This window comes from Nocardia implantans (assembly GCF_035544775.1).
Taxonomy (GTDB): Bacteria; Actinomycetota; Actinomycetes; order Mycobacteriales; family Mycobacteriaceae; genus Nocardia; species Nocardia implantans.
Genome location: NZ_JAYKYQ010000009.1, coordinates 288,824 through 306,881, shown reverse-complemented (window position 1 = coordinate 306,881; position 18,058 = coordinate 288,824). Strand labels below are relative to the sequence as shown.

The window sequence follows — 18,058 nt, the reverse complement described above, 5'->3', positions numbered from 1 at the left end:
GGTCTAGAGGGTGAACGAAACATCCACGTCCTCGGGGCCTGCGGGGGCGGCTCGTGTGTCGGCCTGCGGGGGAGGGTGCCCCGGCAGCCAGTCGCTCGGCTGCGAGGCACCGCCGGGAGGCGGCTGGAAGGGGCCGGGCAACGGCTCCACCGAGGGCCACTGTTTCGGACGGGCCTTGCCGCGCAGATCTTTACCCTCACCGAGGAACGGCTCGTCGGCGCTGGTGGCGATCGGGTTCCCTTGCGTGCCCGAGGAACCGGTGACCTGCGAACCCGCGGGGCTGGGGCCGCCACCGGACGAGGCGTGTCCGCTGGGTGCGGGCGTCGCGGGCGGTTGCCTAACGGGGGGCGGGGACACCGGAATACGCGCTGCCCCGGAAGATCCCGATCCCGTGGTGCCGGGTGGCGGGCCTCCGGTGGAACTCCAGCCGTCCACCGACGACTCCCACGAGGTAGGGGGCCGACCGGTGAAGTGACCGGACCCGCCCGCGCCGGAACCGGTGGAGTAGCTGGAGTTCGATCCCGAGGAACTCGTGCCGACGGCGTCGTGGTAGACGCTGTGGCCTGATCCGGTGCTGATGGTGTCGGGGGTGCCGGGCCGGATGGACGGTCCGCCTCCGCTGTATTGACTGGTTGCGTCGTGGTAGACGCTGGGGCCCGATCCGGTGCTGACGGTGTCGGGTGTGCCGGGTCGGGCGGACGGTCCGCCTCCGCTATATGTACTCGGGGGGTCGTAAAACACGCTGTGCCCGGACCCGCTGCTGATGGTGTCGGGGGTGCCGGGCCGGAAGGATGGTCCGCTTCCGCTGTATTGACTGGTGGCGTCGTGATACACGCTGTGTCCAGAGCGGCCCGAGTGGGTGGACGCGGCACCGCCGCTGCCGACAGCGGAGACCGGGCGCGAGCCGCCGGATGCCGAGCCGTCGGGATGCGGTGCCGGGGTGCCGGTGGAACCGGCGACCGTGGACGCCGCGGGCGACGACCGCCCGGCCGACGCGCCGGTGGCCGTCGACGCGGGCCTGCTCCCGCCCGCGCCGGTGTGCGACGCCGACCTGCTCCCGCCGGTTCCAGTGGACGACCCGTCGTGGACCGGTGGGCGTCCGGTGTTGCCGGTCGACGGTTTCGGCATCCAGACGTAGGAGCGGATGTCCCCGCGCCCCGGCGGAATCGGTGTGCCGAGCGCGAATCCGCCGCGTGCTCCGCCGACCAAGCCGCCGCGCGCGATGCCGCCGACCCAGCCCGGACCTGATGAGAACGACGACCAGTCACCGGTGACCGCCCCCGCGGCCACGTTCCCGAACACGGTGCCGACCGCGCCGGAGGCGCCGCCGATCACGGCGCCGCGGCCGACCCGACCGAATACGTTGTCGAAGTTCTTGCCCGCGACTTTGTCGATGCCTTTGCCGAGATACCGCCCGAACTCGCGGCCGGGGATCACGCCCGCGACACCGGCGAGGATGGACAGTCCGAACTCGCCGCCGTTGAAGTGGCGGCGCTTGCCCGCCGCCAGCTGGCCGACCTGCACCGCTCCGTTGATCGTTCCGGTGATGGCGGCGGCCTCGATCGCCCGCACGCCGTAGACGCCGTAGCCCTTCGCCGTCGGCAGCACCGGCCGCAACTGCACCGCGCGCGTCCAGAAGTGCCGCTTGACCGTCGGGGCGCCGAGCCGGGCGGCGATATTCGTGATGATCTTCTGGACGAAGTCCTCGAACACTTTGAGAAAGGACCGGGTGGTGGTGATCGCGGCCGCTTCGACGGCGGGCGCGGTCGGCGGGAACAGCCAGGCCCAGAGGATCTCGAGCGCGAGCCAGGCCAGGGTGACGATCACGGTGATCTTGGTCGCCTGGATCTCGGTGCCCATGTCGAACGCGCTGTCGCCGACCGTGCTCATCAGCTTCGCCAGCTCCTCCAGGGATTGATCCCCGGCGCGCAGGACGTCGTAGCGGGCGCCCATCGCGGCCCCGCCTTCACCCTGCGAGTAGGCCGACACCGTGGTCTGCTCGGCCTCATCGATGGCCGCTAGCAGCGCCTGGAGTTCCTTGCTCGCCGTCTTCCATGCCTCCGAGACCGCCCATGCGGCGTCCTCGTCACCCTTCGGCCAGGTCGTGCCCGCCACCCAGGCCAGCCACTGCAACCCGTCGGGCAGGTAGATGGTCACCGTTGCTCCACGGCGGTGCCGAAGCGCCCTCTCGGGTTGCTTCCCACAGTTCGCCTCCTCGGCGGTCGACGTCATCGGATTACACCGCGGTGAGTTGAACCTTCATCAAAGACCGGGCGAATTCTCGTCGCGCACAGCATGAATCGATGGGCCGACTCGAAAAGTCGCTTTCGACAGCACCATTCGTTTCCCGCGCGGTGGTAGCCTCGCGCCGCGAACGAGGAGGTGCCACGTCGTGACCGCAGCCGAGCCGCCGTCCGCGGACGGACCCACCCCACCGGATCCGGCGAGCCGCCGGATCGCCGAGTTGCTGACCGGGCTCGCGCCGCGGGGCGGCCACGAGATCCACGCGGTCTTCGTGCTGACGGTCGCCGCCGAGCTGGCGTCGGTCGTCGCCACCGACGCGGAGGGACGCACGGTCCAGATCCTGCCTCCGGAGGAGGTGCTGGCGTTGGTTCGCAGGCACCGGGAAGCGTCGGCCGCCCAGCCCGGTGGCCCCTGGTGGCGGTATCTGCTTCTGGTGTCGGCATCCGGTGAAGTGCGGACGGATTACGACTACGGCGACGAACCGTTCCCCGACGACCACCTTTTCCCGGCCGAGGTCTATCGAGCGGATCTCGAAGTATTTCCGCGGGACCGGCTACCGGTGTGGCTCGCCGCCCATATCGGGCATGCCGATCGGCAGTCGCGGCCGGCGGAGACGGCGGCCGGGGCGGAGCCGGGCGCGGCGGTGGTGGAGGAGGGACTGCCCGCGCTGCCGTTGCTCGTGGCGCGCTGGGCGGTGCTGTCGGCGGCCTTCGTGGCGGTGGGCTCCCCGTGGGGTCCGCGGGTCCTGCCCGCGCTCGGCTTGTTCGAAGGGGCCGAGCACAGCGGTTCCTCGCTGTGGATCGTGCCCGGCGACCGGGCGGTGCTGTCCGGCGGCGTGTGGAACGATCCTGTTCTCGACGCCGTCTACAACGCCGGGGCGCCGATGCCGGACCTCTACGCGGGCGCGCCGATCTGGGTGGCGAATCCGCTGCTGAACCCGCGCGCGGGCATCGGGCTGCTGTCCTTCTGTTACTGGTGGGATGGCGGCCGGTGGTTCCGCGGTGCCTCGCCGCCCGCCGCGGAGGTCGCCGCGGCCGTACCCGCTGTGTGGAGCGGGGAGAACACCGCCGCCATAGTGGCCGCGCTGGTCGAGGACCAACCGGGCGCCCGGGCCCGCGAGGCGGCGTTCGGTCTGGTGCTCGCCGCCGAGCGCGGGGAGATCGATCGCGCCGCGCTGGCCGAGGTCTTCGGCGCGGGCGATATCGAAGACGCCCACCTCCAGCTGATCATGGCCGGAGTCGCCAGCGGGTGATGGGGTCCGCGCAGACCAGGTCGCCCGGCTTCGCCCCCCGAGGGGCCGAGGACGACGCGGCCCTACCGTCGGCGCGCAGGAGTCCGGAGGATTCAGGAGCTGCGCGGTGGGTGCCAGATCCCTCGTCAGCGGCACACACCGCGCGGTCGCCGGGCCGCGACGTGCGCCCTGGCCCGGTACGCGAGCTGGCGGACCGCCGCCGGGCTCCTGCCGACGGCTTCGGCGATCGCGTCGTAGCTCAGATCGAACACCTCGCGCAGCACGAACACCGCACGCTCGATCGGCGTCAACGTCTCCAGCACCAGCAGCATCGCCATCGACACGCTGTCGGCCGGTTCGACGTCCTCGGCCACGTCGGGCGCGGTGAGCAGCGGTTCGGGCAGCCAGGGGCCGCCGGAGGACTCTTTGCGCCGCCCCAGCGTTCGTAGCCGGTCGAGCGATTGGCGGGTGACGAATCCGGACCAGGTAGGCCCGCTGATCCCGGACGGTGCCGAGGTCGACGCCCGCCCACCGCAGCCAGGTCTCCTGCAGGACGTCTTCGGCGTCGGCGGCCGAGCCGAGCATCTCGTAGGCGAAGATCGTTCGGGGTCAGCCGGAGTTGTGCAGGGCGCTGGCCAAAGCGCGTAGGGCGGGAACCGCGGCCAACAAGGCGTCGACCTCGTCTTCATCGACGGTGGACAGCGCGTCGACAACCAGCTGGGTGCGTGCCGCGTCGATGCGGGCGGCATTCTCGATCGCCTTGGACGTGGGCAGGATCCGGCTGCTGCGCCGATCGGCCGGGTCCGTCTCGCGTTCGATCAGTCCCAGCTCGGTCAGGTGGCGCAGCACGGTGCTGACGTTGCTGGGTTGCATGCCGGTCACGGCGGCCAGGCGCCCGGGGACCGTGCCCGGCTCGTGCACGATCACGCGGAGCACCTCGGCTTGGGCTTGGGTGAGCGGCTCCACCCTGGTCAAGCGCTCGGCCGCGCGATGAACGGCGCGTGACAGCTCCCGCAGTGCGGCGTCGAGTTCGCGGAGGTCGGATTCACGACTCATGCCCCCCATGGTAAGTTACTTATGCATAAATAAGTATCTGGAGGTGTCGACGTGCTGAAATCGACCGCACCGGGGGTCAACGGACCGCTGCTGGTGGTGCTCGGCCTGCTGTCCGCGGTGGCGCCGTTCGCGACCGACATGTATCTGCCCTCGTTCACCGGGCTGGCCGCCGATCTGCACACCAGCGCGTCGAGCGTGCAATTGACGCTGACGACCTTCCTGATCGGGTTGGCGCTGGGGCAGCTCGTCATCGGGCCGCTGTCCGACCGGTTCGGACGGCGGCGGCCGCTGTTGCTGGCCACGGCGACCGCGACCGTGCTGACGGTGCTGTGCGCGCTCGCGCCGAACATCTGGCTGCTGGTGGTGCTGCGCTTCGCGCAAGGCTTCTCGGGCGCGGCCGGGATCGTGATCGGTCGCGCGGTGGCGGCCGACCGCGTCAGCGGCGCGGCCGCGGCGCGGATCTTCACCCTGTTCGCCAGCATCGGAGGCATCGCGCCGGTGGTCGCGCCGCTGCTCGGCGGCGCGCTGGTCCCGGTCGGCTGGCGCAGCGAGTTCTGGGTCCTCAGCGCGATCTTCCTGGTGATGTTCTGCGGTGCGCTGCTGGTCGTGCCGGAATCACTGCCGGTCGAACACCGCCACGTCGGCGGGCTCGCCGCCACCGCCCGTGTCGTGCGAACCCTCGTGGCCGACCGCGGCTACCTCGGCTACACCCTCGTGTTCGCGCTCGGCTTCGCCGGGTTGATGGGTTACATCTCGGCGTCCCCGTTCGTGATCGAGAACGTGCTCGGGCTGTCGACCACCGAGTACACCGTGGTCTTCGCCGTCAACGCGCTGGGCATGATGGCCGTCGGGGTGCTGAGTTCGCGGCTGACCAAGCGTGTGCGCCCGCAGGTCATCCTCTCCGCCGGGCAGGGCGTGATCCTGGCCCTGAGTGTCGTGCTGCTGGTCCTGTTCGCCGCGGGCGCATCGGCGGCGCTGATTCTGCCGGTGCTGTTCTTCCTGGTCAGTTCGTTCACGGCGATTCTCGGCACGGCCAGCGCGCTGGCCGTCGGCCGGGCGCCACACGCCGCGGGTAGCGCGTCGGCATTGCTGGGCGCGCTGCAATTCCTGCTCGGCGCGCTGGTGTCCCCGCTGGTCGGGCTGGGCGGCACCGCGACCGGCATCCCGATGGCGGTCACCATCGTGATCAGCGCCGCGCTGGCGCTCGCCGCCCGGCTGCTCGTCCGTGGCACGGCTGCGGTCGTGGCGGTGCGGCGCGAAAACGAGACCGTCGCCGCATGATCCGCGGGGGTCGGCGCTGCGCTCCCCGATGCCGCCCGAGGACGACGTGACTCCGTCCAGCGCGCCGGGAGGCTCGGCACCGGTGCTTGTCACTCGGCCCGCAGCCACGGGTCCCGCATCACCCGCTACGTGTCGTCCTCGGGAGCGGCGATCGTCAGAACCGCGTCGGCGATATGCGGATTGCGTTCGAGCTCCCGCTCGAGCGAGCGCAGCGTGAGCGCGATGCTCGACTCGGCCGGATCGCCGACCAGGTCGACGCTGGCGACGAGGAAGACCTGCCGGGGCCCGACGTACTCCAAGCGCACGAAGCGCACCGCGGCCACTTCGGGCATTTCCTCGATGCGGGCCGCGGCGGCGGCGCGGAGTTCGGGCGAGGCGGGCTCGCCGGTCAGGAAGCGCCGGTTGCGGTCGATGAGTACGACGGCGATCACCCCGAGCAGCACGCCGACGAGCACCGATCCGAGCGCGTCCCAGACCGCGGCGCCGGTGAGCTGGTGCAGTCCCATTCCCGCGAACGCGATGACGATGCCGATCAGCGCCGCGCTGTCCTCGGCGAAGACCGCCCGCAATGTGGGATCGGAGGTCTCCAGCACGTACTCGAGGATGTCCTGATCGAAGCTCTCGGCCTCGCCGCCGAGTTGCCGGGTGGCCTGCAGCCACGAGGCGCCCTCCAAGACGAACGCGAGCCCGAGCACGAGGTAGGCGATCGCGTAATCCTGTCCGCTGTCACCTTCGTGCAGCAGTTCGGTGATGCCGTGCCACACCGATACCGCGGCGCCTGCGACGAAGAGACCCACCGCCGCAAGCAACGACCAGACATACGCCTCGCGCCCGTACCCGAGTGGCCGTTTCGCGTCGGCGGTGCGAGTGCTGCGACGGTTGGCGACCAGGAGGAAGATCTGGTTGCCGGTGTCGGCCCACGAATGCGCGGCCTCGGCGACCATCGACGCCGAGCCGGACAGCGTCGCGGCGACCGTCTTCGCCACCGCCACCGCGACGTTGACGCCGAAAGCGACGATCACCGTGCGCGTGCTCTCCCCACCGGCCGTCGGCGCGGATTTCTCGTCGTGGAAGGCGTTCGCTCGCTCCATCTACGCCAGTCTGGCACGAACCGCCCCGGACTCTGTCTGCCCCACCACATGCCGGGTACGCGCGGGTGGTGATCAGGCATGACCGCATAGCCGAACCCTGGGGTCACCGGACACCGTACCAACCAGGGGAGCCGTGGCCCGTCCGCGTGGACATGCATCTGGCCGACGGAGTCGACGAGCGGGACGTCGAGAAGTGGGTGCCCTCGGCGTCGATCCTGCACAGCAATGGCGACGCGATGGACATCGCCGTGCGGGACGGCGGCATCGTCGGGGTGCGCGGACGTGCGGGAGACCGGGTCAACCACGGTCGGCTCGGACCGAAAGACCTGTTCGGATGGCAGGCGAACGCCTCGCCCGACCGGCTGACGAAGCCGTTGATCCGCGTCGGCGGGCGCTTGGTGGAGACCGACTGGGACACGGCGATGAACCGCATCGTCCAGCGCAGCAAGGAATTGCTCGCCGAGCGGGGGCCGAGTGCGCTGGGTTTCTACACCAGCGGACAGCTGTTCCTGGAGGAGTACTACACCCTCGGTGTGATCGCGCACGGGGCGATCGGCACCAACCATGTCGACGGCAACACGCGGTTGTGCACCGCCACCGCGGCCCAGGCCCTCAAGGAATCGTTCGCCAGCGACGGTCAGCCCGGCAGCTACACCGATGTCGATCACGCCGACGTCATCGCCCTGTTCGGACACAACGTCGCCGAAACCCAGACCGTTCTGTGGACGCGCATGCTCGACCGCCTGGCCGGAGCGAAACCGCCCGCGTTGCTGTGTGTCGATCCGCGCCCGACACCCGTGGCCAAGGCCGCCACCGTGCATCTGGCTCCGCTGCCGGGAACCAACGTCGCGCTGATGAACGGCCTGCTGCACGAGATCATCGAGCACGACTGGATCGACCGCGACTACATCGACGCCAACGCCGTCGGATTCGACGAATTGGCCGCGGCGGTAGCCGAATACACCCCCGAGCGCGTGGCCGAGATCTGCGGTGTCGCCGCCGCGGACGTGCGCAGGGCGGCGGAATTGCTCGGCACCGCGCGGCGGCTGCTGTCGACCGTGTTGCAGGGCTTCTACCAATCCCACCAGGCGACGGCAGCGGCAGTGCAGGTCAACAACATTCACATCGTGCGCGGGATGCTGGGCAAGCCCGGCTGCGGGATATTGCAGATGAACGGCCAGCCCACCGCCGAGAACACCAGGGAATGCGGAGCCGACGGCGACTTGGCCGGCTTCCGCAACTGGGCCAACGACGAGCACGTCGCCGAATTGGCGAAGCTGTGGAACATCGAGACCCACCGCATTCCGCACTACGCGCCGCCGACGCACGCGATGCAGATCTTCCGCTACGCGGAGCAGGGCACGATCCGAATGCTGTGGATCAGCGCCACCAACCCCGCGGTGTCGCTGCCGCAGCTGTCGCGCATCCGGTCCATCCTCGCCCAGGAGAGGCTGTTCGTGGTGGTGCAGGATCTGTTCCGCACGGAAACGGCCGAACTGGCCGATGTCGTCCTGCCCGCCGCGACCTGGGGCGAGAAGACCGGCACCTTCACCAACGCCGACCGGACCGTGCACATCTCCGAGAAAGCGGTCGATCCGCCGGGCGAGGCGCGAGCGGATCTGGAGATCTTCCTCGACTACGCCCGGCGCATGGACTTCCGCGACAAGGACGGCGACCCGCTGCCGCCGTGGCGCGACCCCGAATCGGCGTTCGAGGCATGGAAGAGGTGCAGCGCGGGCCGGCCCTGCGACTACACCGGGATCACCTACGAACGCCTGCGTGGCGGCGGCATCCAATGGCCGTGCAACGACCGGTATCCCGATGGCGCCGAGCGATTGTACGAGAACGGCGAGTTCTTCGCTGCCCCGCAATACTGCGAAAGCTACGGCAAGGACCTGATCACGGGAACGCCGGTGGAACCGACCGAGTACCGCGCGCTCAATCCCGACGGCAAGGCGATCATCAAGGCGGCCCGCTTCGTGCCGCCGCATGAGCAGCCCAGCGAGGAGTATCCCTTCGCCCTGATCACCGGCCGCACCCTGTATCACTTCCACACCCGCACCAAGACGGCTCGCGCGCCGCAGTTGCAGGCCGCAGCGCCGCAGGTGTGGGTGGAACTGTCCAGCCGCGATGCGGCGGAACTCGGTGTGGCGGAGGGCGATATGGTGCGGATCTCCTCGCCGCGCGGCGCGATCCGGGCACGGGCGCGGATCACGGGCATTCGTGCCGGCGTGCTGTTCGTGCCGTTCCACTACGGCTACTGGGACCAGCCGGACGGCGAGCGCGAGCACCAGCGGGCAGCCAACGAAATGACCGTCACCGATTGGGATCCCGCCTCGAAACAGCCGATCTTCAAGACCGCAGCCGCCCGGCTCGAACGGCTCGCGGGCGCGCACGGGCACCCGGCGCCCGCGCCCACCGCCACCGCGTCCGCGCCGACCACACCAGGCATCGCCGCCACCGTGGGCGGCAGCGCGGCGCTCGACGACGAACTGCTCGAGGTCCCGAACCGATGAAACTCCGCATCGCGCTGCGCGAACTGCACCGATCCGAACGCAAACTCGCCCGGGAGTTGTCCGGCATCGCCGCACGCCACGTCACCGAGCACGAGGTCCGCCACGTGGCCCTGGATATCCGGCGCTGGTCGGTAGACCACATCGCGGCTCTCGCCGACGTAGGCCGTCGATACGAACTGAACCTCCGGGCCGAGCCCCGCGCCGAGACCTTCGGCGCGGGACTGCAAGAGCGCGTGAGCACGCTGCTGGGCCGCCGGCCGGAACCGGCTCTGCTGCTGCTGGCGGATCTGCGTCGTCTGCACCGCGTCGCGGCCGGTGTGTCCTTGGATTGGGAACTGCTGGCCCAAGGGGCCCAAGCGGCACAGGACATCGAGTTGGTCGAACTCTGTCAGCGTTGCCACCCGCAGACGCTGCGGCAACTGCGCTGGGCGAACGGCATGCTCAAGACGCTGTCGCCGCAGGCGTTGGTCAGCTGACGGCGCTCGCCTGCCTTCTGTCGTCGACAGCTGCGGCGCCGACGAGCCGTTGTGGCCTGGGAATCGCCGAAGGGGGGCCATCGCCACCGAGGTTCCCCGCTGAAGATCGGGTGTGTCGATAGCCGTCATATATCGGGCCGTTGTCCAGCGGTAAATGAACCTGGTTTGCTGCCGGTCGCTCGTCTGCTTGCGTGACGAAAACCTAAGGTTCTGCGAGAAGCCTTGCTGGCCATCACAACTCGCCGAACCGCAACTCGCTTGGTTGCGCCGTCAACTTTGGTTCCCAAACGACCGTCTCCTTCCTAGAATGAGCCGACAAACAACGGCACACTGATTGAGTGCACGGTGGTCAGGCTGGGCCGGCGGTTCCTCCCACCGTCGACGATGGGATTCGACATGGTTGTGAGTTCAGCGGAACCGTCGGACTGGTCCTTCGAGCGCAAAGGCGCCGAGTGGGTCGCGGACGAGGAGCGCCGAGGCAAGCCACGCGCCCTGTTCTGGCCGTGGGCGGGTACCAGCTGCAATGTGGTGCTGGTGTCGTTCGGTCCGTATGTCACCGCGCTGGGCCTGGACTGGCATCTGGCGGCGCTGGCCGCGGCGGTGGGTGGGGTGCTCTCCTTCCTGCTGCTCGGTTTGGTGTCGCTGGCCGGGCAGCAAGGGGGCGCGGCGACCATGGTGGCGGGCCGGGCCGCGTTCGGATTCCACGGCAACAAGATCCCGGCGCTGCTGAGCTACCTGGCGCTGGTCGGATGGGAGACGTTCTCGGCGGTGCTGGCGACCCTCGCGGCCCGCACGGTGGCGCATCGGCTCGACCCGGATATGGACACCGCGCCGCTCATGGTCGCCACGCTGGTGACCGTCATCGTGGTGACCACGGTGATCGGCATCTACGGCTGTCATGTGATCCTGCGGATCCAGAAGTGGTTCGCTCTGGCATTCACCGCGCTGTCGGTGGTCTATATCGTGCTGACGCTGCCCAGGATCTCGTTCGCCACACACGGGCAGGTGAGCGTCGGCGCGTTCGTGGGCGGGGTGATGCTCGTCGCGAACACGCTGGGCTTGAGCTGGGTCAACTGCGCGGCCGACTACACCCGCTATCTGCCGCGCACCGCGCGGAAGGGCGCGCTGGTCGGCTGGATCACGTTCGGTGGCACCGCTCCCGCCCTGGTTCTGATGGGATTCGGCACGGTGCTCGCGGCGGGTGATCCCGAGGTGGCGGCGACGGCCGCCACCGATCCGATCAGCGCCCTGTCGGCCCACTTGCCCACGTGGTTCCTGGTGCCCTATCTGATCCTGGCGCTGGTGGGCTTCGTCTCGGGCTCCATCATCGGTCTCTACTCCTCGGGGCTGGCGCTGCAGACGTTGGGCGTCCGGATCTCCCGGCACTACACCGTCCTGATCGATGCCGCCCTGATCGCCGCCGCCGGTGGCTATGTGGCCTTCGCGGCGCCGGGTTTCTTCGCGCCGTTCCAAGCGTTCCTGACCACCACCGGCGTGGTGATGGCCGCGTGGGCCGGAATCTTCGTGGTGGACCTGTGGCAGCGCCGCCGTATCGGTTACGACCGGACGTCCCTCTACAGCCCGCTCGGCGGCTACGGAAAGGTCAACCGCGTCGGGGTCGGCTGTCTGATCGTCGCGACCATCGCCGGGCTCGGCCTGGTCACCTCGCCCGATCCGCATGTCGGTCCGCTGCTGGGTTACCTGTTCACGCCTGCCGCCCGCGCGGGCGGCCTCGGCAGCAGCAATCTCGGGGTCTTCGTCGCGCTGGTCGTCGCGAGCGTGGGCTACGCGGCGCTGCACCGGGTGCGTCCGCTCGCGCGGGCGAGCGCGGCCGAGCGGATCGGGCACCGCGACGCGGAGCCGGTCCGAGTCACCGTGTAGAGCGCCGTCCCCGTCCTCACGTGTGTGCGGCGATCCGCCGGTCGATCACCGACAGCGCGAACTCCGCCCAGCGAATGTTCTCCTGCTCGAAGGAGATTCCGCGCAGCAGCGTGAGGTAAGGGCCGACTCGCTCGGCCTCGGCCAGGTACGCCTGCTCGCTGCGGCCGTCCAGCAGCCGGGAGCGCAGGCGTTCGTACCGGGCCAGTTTCGACTTCGACCACTCCAGCTTGCCTGCCACCGCGGCGCGCACGGCGGGGGCGTCCTCGGCGACCATGCCCTGCACCTTCACCATCAACTCGTCGCGGATGGCGGTGGGCTTGGCCGGCTTCTCGACGAATTCCCGCAGGGCCGCCCGCCCGGCCGGGGTGATGGCGTGCAGGCGCTTGTTGGGCCTGCGCTCCTGCTGCACGACCCGGGTCTCGATGAGGCCGTCGGCGGCCATGCGTTCCAGTTCCTTGTACAGCTGCTGGGGCGTGGCCATCCAGAAGTTGGCCACCGAGGCGTCGAAGCTCTTGGCCAGGTCGTAGCCGGACGCCTCGCCCTCCAGCAGGGCGGCCAGCACCGCGTTGCGTAGCGCCATCCGCCCAGGCTAACACTTCGGATGATTATTCAAATATCTGTCCGGATGGATCTGGACATAGCTGCTGCACCTCGATAATGTGCGCATCACCTATTAAATTCTTTGAGTAGGAGAATGCCATGCACCCGTTCCGGGCAGCCGTGGAAGCTCGCGACGAGGCCGCCATCGAGGCGCTGCTGGCCGACACCGTGGTGTTCACCAGTCCGGTGGCGTTCCGGCCGTACCCGGGCAAGGCGATCACCGCGGCCATCCTGCGCGCGGTGATCCGCGTGTTCGAGGATTTCCGCTATGTGCGCGAGATCGCCGACGCGAACGGTCGCGACCACGCGTTCGTGTTCGAGGCAACCGTCGACGGGAAGCGGCTGACCGGCTGCGACTTCCTGCACTTCGACGAGGAGGGCAAGATCGACGACTTCATGGTCATGGTGCGTCCGCTGTCGGCGGCCCAAGCCCTCTCGGCGCGCATGGGTGAGCAGTTCGAGCGCATCAAGGCCGAGGCCGCCGCGCAGCTCGAACGGGAGGCGCGGGGAGCGTGAGCGACCTGTCCGAGCGCCCCTCGTACTCGCGCTATGTCGCGCTCGGCGACAGCCAGACCGAAGGAGTCGGCGACGGCGACGATCGGACCGGATTGCGCGGCTTGGCCGACCGGCTGGCCGAACGTCTCGCCCGGTCCGATCCCGGCCTGCTCTACGCCAATCTCGCGGTTCGAGGCAAACTCGCCGGTCAGGTTCGCGCCGAGCAACTCGACGCCGCAGTGGCGCTGCGACCGGATCTGGCGACCGTGGTCGCGGGCGTCAACGACCTGCTACGGCCGGGTTTCGACGCCGACGAGGTCGCCGGGCACCTGGACGCGATGTTCGCCGCCCTCACCGCAGGAGGCGCGGTCGTGGCGACACTGACCTTTCCCGACCTCGCGCGCATCACCCCGCTCGCGCGCCCGCTCGGCGGTCGTGTCACCGCGCTCAACCAGCGCATCCGCGCCGCGGCGGCGCGACACGGCGTCGTCGTCGCCGAAACCGAGCAGCGCGCGGCCGTCACCGATCCCCGTCTGTGGAGCTATGACCGGCTCCATGCCAACCCGCTCGGACACCAGCGCATCGCCGACGCCCTCGCCCACGCCCTGGGCCTGCCCGGCGCCGACGAAACATGGGCCGAACCGTTGTCGCCGCCGCTGCCCGCCGCCACGCGGTTGGCCACGGTGGTGGGCGAAACACGCTGGGCCGCGACGTTTCTCGGCCCTTGGCTGGGCAGGCGGATCACCGGACGCTCCTCCGGCGACGGACGCGCCGCCAAACGCCCGCACCTACTTCCGGTCGACGGTACGGCGACCGCCGCGCCAACGGCCCGGACCCAATCGTGAGCGCGGAATTCACCGGTCTCGCAACGCATTGCCGGTCATCGCGCTCGCCCAGCACACCGCCGCCGCACGTGCGCCGCTTACCTCGCGGGTAATCGACCCTGGTCGATCGCCATGTCACGATCACACCATGACCGCCTACGTCATAGCCCACCTGCAAGACGCCGCACCGCACCCGGAGATCGCGGACTACATCGAGCGCCTCCCCGCCACTTTCGAGCCCTACGGTGGCCGCTACCTCGTGCACGCGACACCGCACGAGGTGAAGGAAGGCAGCTGGCCCGGCGGCGTGGTGATGATCGGCTTCCCCGGCATCGCCGAGGCGCGGGCATGGTGGGATTCGCCCGCGTACCGGGAGCTCGCGCCGCTGCGCTCGCGGCACATCGAGGGCGACATCATCCTGGTCGAAGGCGTCCCGGCCGATTACGCCCCGACCGCCGCCGTAGCGGCGATCCGGAAGGCGGTGTCCGGCTAGCCCGTGTCGGCTGCAAGGCCTCCGGAATGCCGGGGCCGTCGTCGGTCACGCGCAGCACGGCTCCGCCGTCGCCGTGGGATTTCGACCTGCGCGCCGGGCCCCCGCCCACGCAGAAGCATCCGAGGCACGCACGCATGTTCCTGTCCGGCACTCGAGCACCGAATCCCGGCCTCCCCATAGGGTTGTGACCGACGGGCCCGGTCCGCCGAGAGGAGTTGCCGATGGACGCCGAACACTACTTGCCGTTCCGCAAAAGCGCGGTGATCTCGCTGTGCGCGGACGAACTCCCCGAGTCGGAACGCGAGTCGTTCGTGGAATTCGCGCGTCTGCTGTCGGCACTGGCGCACCACGAGTTCCATGTGCGTGGTGAGACCGTGCTCGATGCCTATCAGCTGGTCGATCCCGCGCAGGACGAACGGGCGCTGCGCGCCGCTACCCCCGAGGACCGGGCCGCGGCGCGGGCACGCGTGGAGCGTGAGCTGGTCGCGCTGGCCGAGTCGGCGGATTTCACGCGCATCGATGCCGCCGAGATCGAGCGAGCGTTCGCCGAGCACTCCCTGGTGAAGGTGCGGTTGGAGGTCGACGCGGAGGACATCGATACGGTGATGTTCTTCCGGCGCGGGGTGGCGCAACGCACCGAGCAGGTGCGGTGGCTGTTCGGTCTGCGGCGGCGCGGCATCGAGTTCACCAGCTACGCGAAGGTCCTTGTCTACGTCGCGTTCACCGAGCGCGCGGAGGCGGTCGCGGACCGGCCCGACGGCGGTGTGCTGCTGAAGCTGTTCCAGAACGTCCCGCGCAACGACCTGGAGATGCTGTATCCGAGCGTTCGCGTGCGGATGCGGCCACTGGACAAACTGCTGATCGGGGTGCCCGCGGTGGTCTCCGGGATCGTCGTTGTCGTCACCAAACTGGTCGCCTCGCTGGGCCCGCTGCTGTTGCTGCTGGCGTTCTGGGCGGGGTTGCGCGAGGAGTCCGTGCGGCTCGATCAAGCCACGCTGGTCACTCTCGGCGCCGGGCTTGCGGCCTTCGGCGGTTATCTGGTGCGGCAGTTCGCCAAGTTCTCCAACCGCAAGATCAAGCTGATGAAGACGCTGTCCGAACACCTCTATTTCCGCAATCTCGACAACGACGCGGGAGTGTTCCACCACTTGCTCGGCGCCGCCGAGGATTCGGAGGTGAAGGAAGCCGTCCTGGCCTATCACTTCCTGCGCACCGCCGACCGGCCGCTGACCGCCACCGAACTCGATCAGCGGGTGGAGCAGTGGTTTCGCCGACGGTGGGGGACGACCTTCGACTTCCGGATCCGTGACGGCCTTGGCAGGCTCCGCCGGTGGCGGCTGCTCGTCGAGGACGAGCACGGCACCGTGGGCGCGGTGCCGCTGACCGAGGCGATACAGCGCTTGAATCACCACTGGGACAACTTGTTCCGTGTTCGCCCGCCGTCGGGCGACGCCATCGGCCGGGCCGCGGTCACATCCGGCTGAAGAAGCAGGTGCAGGCTGCGCGGTGCGATGTCAGCCAACGGCTTGACCTTTCCCCAGGGGCAGGGTTCGAGCATGGTGACATGAACGAGCTGACAGAGAAATTGGCGGAATTCGTCGCGGCGTCGGCCGAGCAATCGGGTGTACCGGGTGCGGCGGTCGGGGTCTCGATCGGCGGTGAATCGTCCTTCGCGTGCCATGGGGTGACGAGCATGGACAACCCGCTTCCGGTCGACCCGGACACGATGTTCGTGGTGGGCTCGGTGAGCAAGACGTTCACCGCGACCGCCTTGCTGCGGCTGGTCGCCGCGGGACGGGTGGAGTTGGACGCGCCGGTGCGGCGGTATGTCCCGGAATTCGCCCCCGCCGACGCGGCTGCCGACGAGATCACCGTGGTGCGGTTGCTCAACCACACAGCGGGGCTGGAATGGCGGGTCGGTGACGACACCGGCGAAGGAGATGACGCGTTGGCGCGGCACGCGGTCGAACTGGCCGAGTCGCGGCTGATCGCGGAACCGGGAGCGCGGGCGTCCTACAGTCAGGCGGGGTTCAACCTGGCCGGCCGGATCATCGAGAACGTCACCGGCTCGACCTTCGAACGGGCGGTCGCGTCGCTGTTGCTCGAACCGCTCGGCCTGGCACATACCTGTTACGCGGTCGGTGACGTCATGACCCGGCGGTTCGCGGTGGGTCACAACGTCGATGCGGGCGGCACGCTCGTCGTCGCCCGGCAGTGGAAGGACAATCGCGCCGATAATCCCGGCGGGGGTGTGGCGACGTCGGTCGGTGATCTGCTGCGGTGGGCGCGGTTCCATCTCGGCGACGGCCGGACCGAGGGCGGCGAGCGCGTTCTGCCCACCGAACTGCTGCACCGGATGCGGGAGCGAACCGTCGAACTGCGGGGGAGCACCTTGGGTGACGCGTTCGGCCTCTGCTGGTTCCTGCGCGAGGTGGACGGTGTCGCGACCATCGGGCACGGCGGCTCCGGCAATGGTCAGTTCGCCGACCTGCTCATCGTGCCGGAGCGGGATTTCGCCGTCGCCGTGATGTCGAACGCGGGCCCGGACGCGGGGCTGGCGTTCAACCGGACCGTGGTGCGGTGGGTGCTCGAGCACTACCTCGGCGTGGTCGAACGCGATCCGGAACCGCTGCCCCACGATGCGGCACGGGCAGGGGAGATCGTCGGGCGCTACGAGAACGAGATGATGCGGCTGACGCTCGACACCGATGGGGCGGGCCTGACGATCGAATGCGCCATCAAACCGGAGATCCGTGCCGCCGCGACGACCGAGCTGCCGCCCGACCTGCCACCCGCTACCCTCGGCCTGCTGCCCGGTGCGGGGGACGAGTACATCGTCACCGAAGGCGGTCTGCGAGGACAACGCGGGTTCTTCACACGGGACGAATCCGCCGCCGTGAGCGGAATCGATCTCGCCGGTCGATTGTTCGCTCGGGTGCGATGACGGTCACGGAAGGAAGACGCGCATGATCACCATCGGGCAGCTCGCGCGGTACGCGGGCGTGACGATCAAGGCCGTGCGGGTCTATCACGAGCGCGGGCTGCTGCCCGAGCCGCCGCGCGACTCCTCCGGCTATCGCCGCTACCGCGCCGAGGACGCCATCGATCTGGTCAAGATCAGGACGCTCGCGCGATCGGGCGTGCCCCTGGCGCGGATCAAGGAGCTGCTGACCGCGAACTCCGGCGAGTTCGCGGCGGCCATCGCCGAGGTCGACCGCATGCTCGCCGAACGCGCCGAGGAGATCCGCCGCACCCGCGAGCAGATCGCCCAATTGGGGTCCGGCGATCGGCTGTTCGTGTCTCCCGAGGTCGCCGAGTACCTCGAGCGCCTGCGCGAGCTGGGAGTGAGCGACCGGGCGGTCCGGATGGAACGCGACATCTGGATTCTGCTGCAATCGGTCGCCCCGCAACAGGCGTCGGACTGGGCCGCCGACAAGCTCGACGCCATCGGCGATCCGCGCTTCCGGTCCATCTACCTCGACTACGACGCGGCGTTCGACTGGTCCCCCGACGACCCGCGCCTGGCCGACCTCGCCGACCGCACCCGGCGGTGGATCACCGGCAGGCGCACCGGAGCGGGCCGGACCACACCGCGGCTGGATCCGGAACTCGTCCGCTTGGTGAACGATTCGGTGGGGATCACCTCCCCCGCCTGGGAAAGGTTGACGCGGATCGCCCAGAACGCGACGACCGAGTGACAGCCCCGGACCTGTGCGGGTAAGGCAAGCGGGACTGGATATTTCGTGGCGGCTGTGGGGCTCGGTCGATCACGCGCCGATTGCCCCCGGCCGCGGCGGAAAGGCAAACACACTGCGGTACAGAGCCTTCCAGAGTGCGTTACTGTCCTGCGGACCCGTGCGCCGGTGACCC

General features: G+C 69.5%; 15 protein-coding genes and 1 pseudogene. 11 read left to right on the top strand and 5 right to left on the bottom strand.

Annotated features, from left to right (window positions below; translation table 11 throughout):
* Nucleotides 1-3: 3 nt before the first annotated feature.
* Nucleotides 4-2,157: a WXG100-like domain-containing protein gene (locus U3653_RS22505; RefSeq protein WP_195081518.1), complete on the bottom strand. Its 2,154-nt coding sequence runs from the start codon at nucleotides 2,155-2,157 to the stop codon at nucleotides 4-6.
* Nucleotides 2,158-2,392: 235 nt separating this feature from the next.
* Between U3653_RS22505 and U3653_RS22500 the strand changes: the two genes are divergently transcribed.
* Nucleotides 2,393-3,496, top strand: a complete 1,104-nt coding sequence (locus U3653_RS22500; protein ID WP_195081519.1) for a hypothetical protein — start codon at nucleotides 2,393-2,395, stop codon at nucleotides 3,494-3,496.
* A gap of 134 nt (nucleotides 3,497-3,630) precedes the next feature.
* Here the strand turns inward: U3653_RS22500 and U3653_RS22495 are convergent.
* Nucleotides 3,631-4,060: pseudogene (locus tag U3653_RS22495) on the bottom strand (sigma-70 family RNA polymerase sigma factor); the annotation flags it as partial.
* A gap of 24 nt (nucleotides 4,061-4,084) precedes the next feature.
* Nucleotides 4,085-4,531: a MarR family winged helix-turn-helix transcriptional regulator gene (locus tag U3653_RS22490; protein WP_195081520.1), complete on the bottom strand. Its 447-nt coding sequence runs from the start codon at nucleotides 4,529-4,531 to the stop codon at nucleotides 4,085-4,087.
* Nucleotides 4,532-4,582: 51 nt separating this feature from the next.
* Between U3653_RS22490 and U3653_RS22485 the strand changes: the two genes are divergently transcribed.
* Nucleotides 4,583-5,812, top strand: a complete 1,230-nt coding sequence (locus U3653_RS22485; RefSeq protein ID WP_323124296.1) for a multidrug effflux MFS transporter — start codon at nucleotides 4,583-4,585, stop codon at nucleotides 5,810-5,812.
* A 125-nt stretch (nucleotides 5,813-5,937) separates the two neighbouring features.
* Here U3653_RS22485 and U3653_RS22480 read toward each other — a convergent pair whose 3' ends face one another.
* Nucleotides 5,938-6,903 (bottom strand): cation diffusion facilitator family transporter, encoded by a 966-nt coding sequence (locus tag U3653_RS22480; protein ID WP_195081521.1) that lies wholly within the window; start codon nucleotides 6,901-6,903, stop codon nucleotides 5,938-5,940.
* Between the two features lie 71 nt (nucleotides 6,904-6,974).
* On the opposite strand from U3653_RS22480, the gene U3653_RS22475 reads away from it, so the two are divergent.
* The 3 genes from U3653_RS22475 to U3653_RS22465 all read left to right on the top strand — a co-directional run bounded on the left by U3653_RS22475 (nucleotide 6,975) and on the right by U3653_RS22465 (nucleotide 11,776).
* Nucleotides 6,975-9,419, top strand: coding sequence for a molybdopterin oxidoreductase family protein (locus tag U3653_RS22475; protein WP_195081782.1), 2,445 nt, complete (start codon nucleotides 6,975-6,977; stop codon nucleotides 9,417-9,419).
* Entirely contained in the window at nucleotides 9,416-9,895 is a 480-nt protein-coding gene (locus U3653_RS22470; RefSeq protein WP_195081522.1) for a hypothetical protein, read from the top strand. Before U3653_RS22475 ends, U3653_RS22470 begins: the two co-directional genes overlap by 4 nt.
* A gap of 396 nt (nucleotides 9,896-10,291) precedes the next feature.
* Nucleotides 10,292-11,776 (top strand): purine-cytosine permease family protein, encoded by a 1,485-nt coding sequence (locus U3653_RS22465; RefSeq protein WP_195081523.1) that lies wholly within the window; start codon nucleotides 10,292-10,294, stop codon nucleotides 11,774-11,776.
* Between the two features lie 16 nt (nucleotides 11,777-11,792).
* Here the strand turns inward: U3653_RS22465 and U3653_RS22460 are convergent, their stop codons facing one another.
* Nucleotides 11,793-12,356 carry a PadR family transcriptional regulator gene (locus U3653_RS22460; protein WP_195081524.1) on the bottom strand — a complete coding sequence of 188 codons (564 nt, stop codon included), beginning with the start codon at nucleotides 12,354-12,356 and terminating at the stop codon, nucleotides 11,793-11,795.
* A gap of 119 nt (nucleotides 12,357-12,475) precedes the next feature.
* On the opposite strand from U3653_RS22460, the gene U3653_RS22455 reads away from it, so the two are divergent.
* The 6 genes from U3653_RS22455 (at nucleotide 12,476) to U3653_RS22430 (ending at nucleotide 17,886) form a co-directional block, all read left to right on the top strand.
* Entirely contained in the window at nucleotides 12,476-12,892 is a 417-nt protein-coding gene (locus U3653_RS22455) for a nuclear transport factor 2 family protein (RefSeq protein WP_195081525.1), read from the top strand.
* Nucleotides 12,889-13,716 (top strand): SGNH/GDSL hydrolase family protein, encoded by an 828-nt coding sequence (locus U3653_RS22450; protein ID WP_323124297.1) that lies wholly within the window; start codon nucleotides 12,889-12,891, stop codon nucleotides 13,714-13,716. Before U3653_RS22455 ends, U3653_RS22450 begins: the two co-directional genes overlap by 4 nt.
* A gap of 127 nt (nucleotides 13,717-13,843) precedes the next feature.
* The gene (locus tag U3653_RS22445; protein WP_195081526.1) at nucleotides 13,844-14,188 is read left to right on the top strand and encodes a DUF1330 domain-containing protein; all 345 of its coding nucleotides are present in this window, start codon (nucleotides 13,844-13,846) and stop codon (nucleotides 14,186-14,188) included.
* A 221-nt stretch (nucleotides 14,189-14,409) separates the two neighbouring features.
* On the top strand, nucleotides 14,410-15,672 hold the full coding sequence (locus U3653_RS22440; RefSeq protein WP_195081527.1) for a TMEM143 family protein: 1,263 nt from the start codon (nucleotides 14,410-14,412) through the stop codon (nucleotides 15,670-15,672).
* 80 nt (nucleotides 15,673-15,752) lie between these two features.
* The gene (locus tag U3653_RS22435; RefSeq protein ID WP_195081528.1) at nucleotides 15,753-17,132 is read left to right on the top strand and encodes a serine hydrolase domain-containing protein; all 1,380 of its coding nucleotides are present in this window, start codon (nucleotides 15,753-15,755) and stop codon (nucleotides 17,130-17,132) included.
* Between the two features lie 22 nt (nucleotides 17,133-17,154).
* On the top strand, nucleotides 17,155-17,886 hold the full coding sequence (locus U3653_RS22430) for a MerR family transcriptional regulator (protein WP_195081529.1): 732 nt from the start codon (nucleotides 17,155-17,157) through the stop codon (nucleotides 17,884-17,886).
* Nucleotides 17,887-18,058 lie beyond the last annotated feature (172 nt).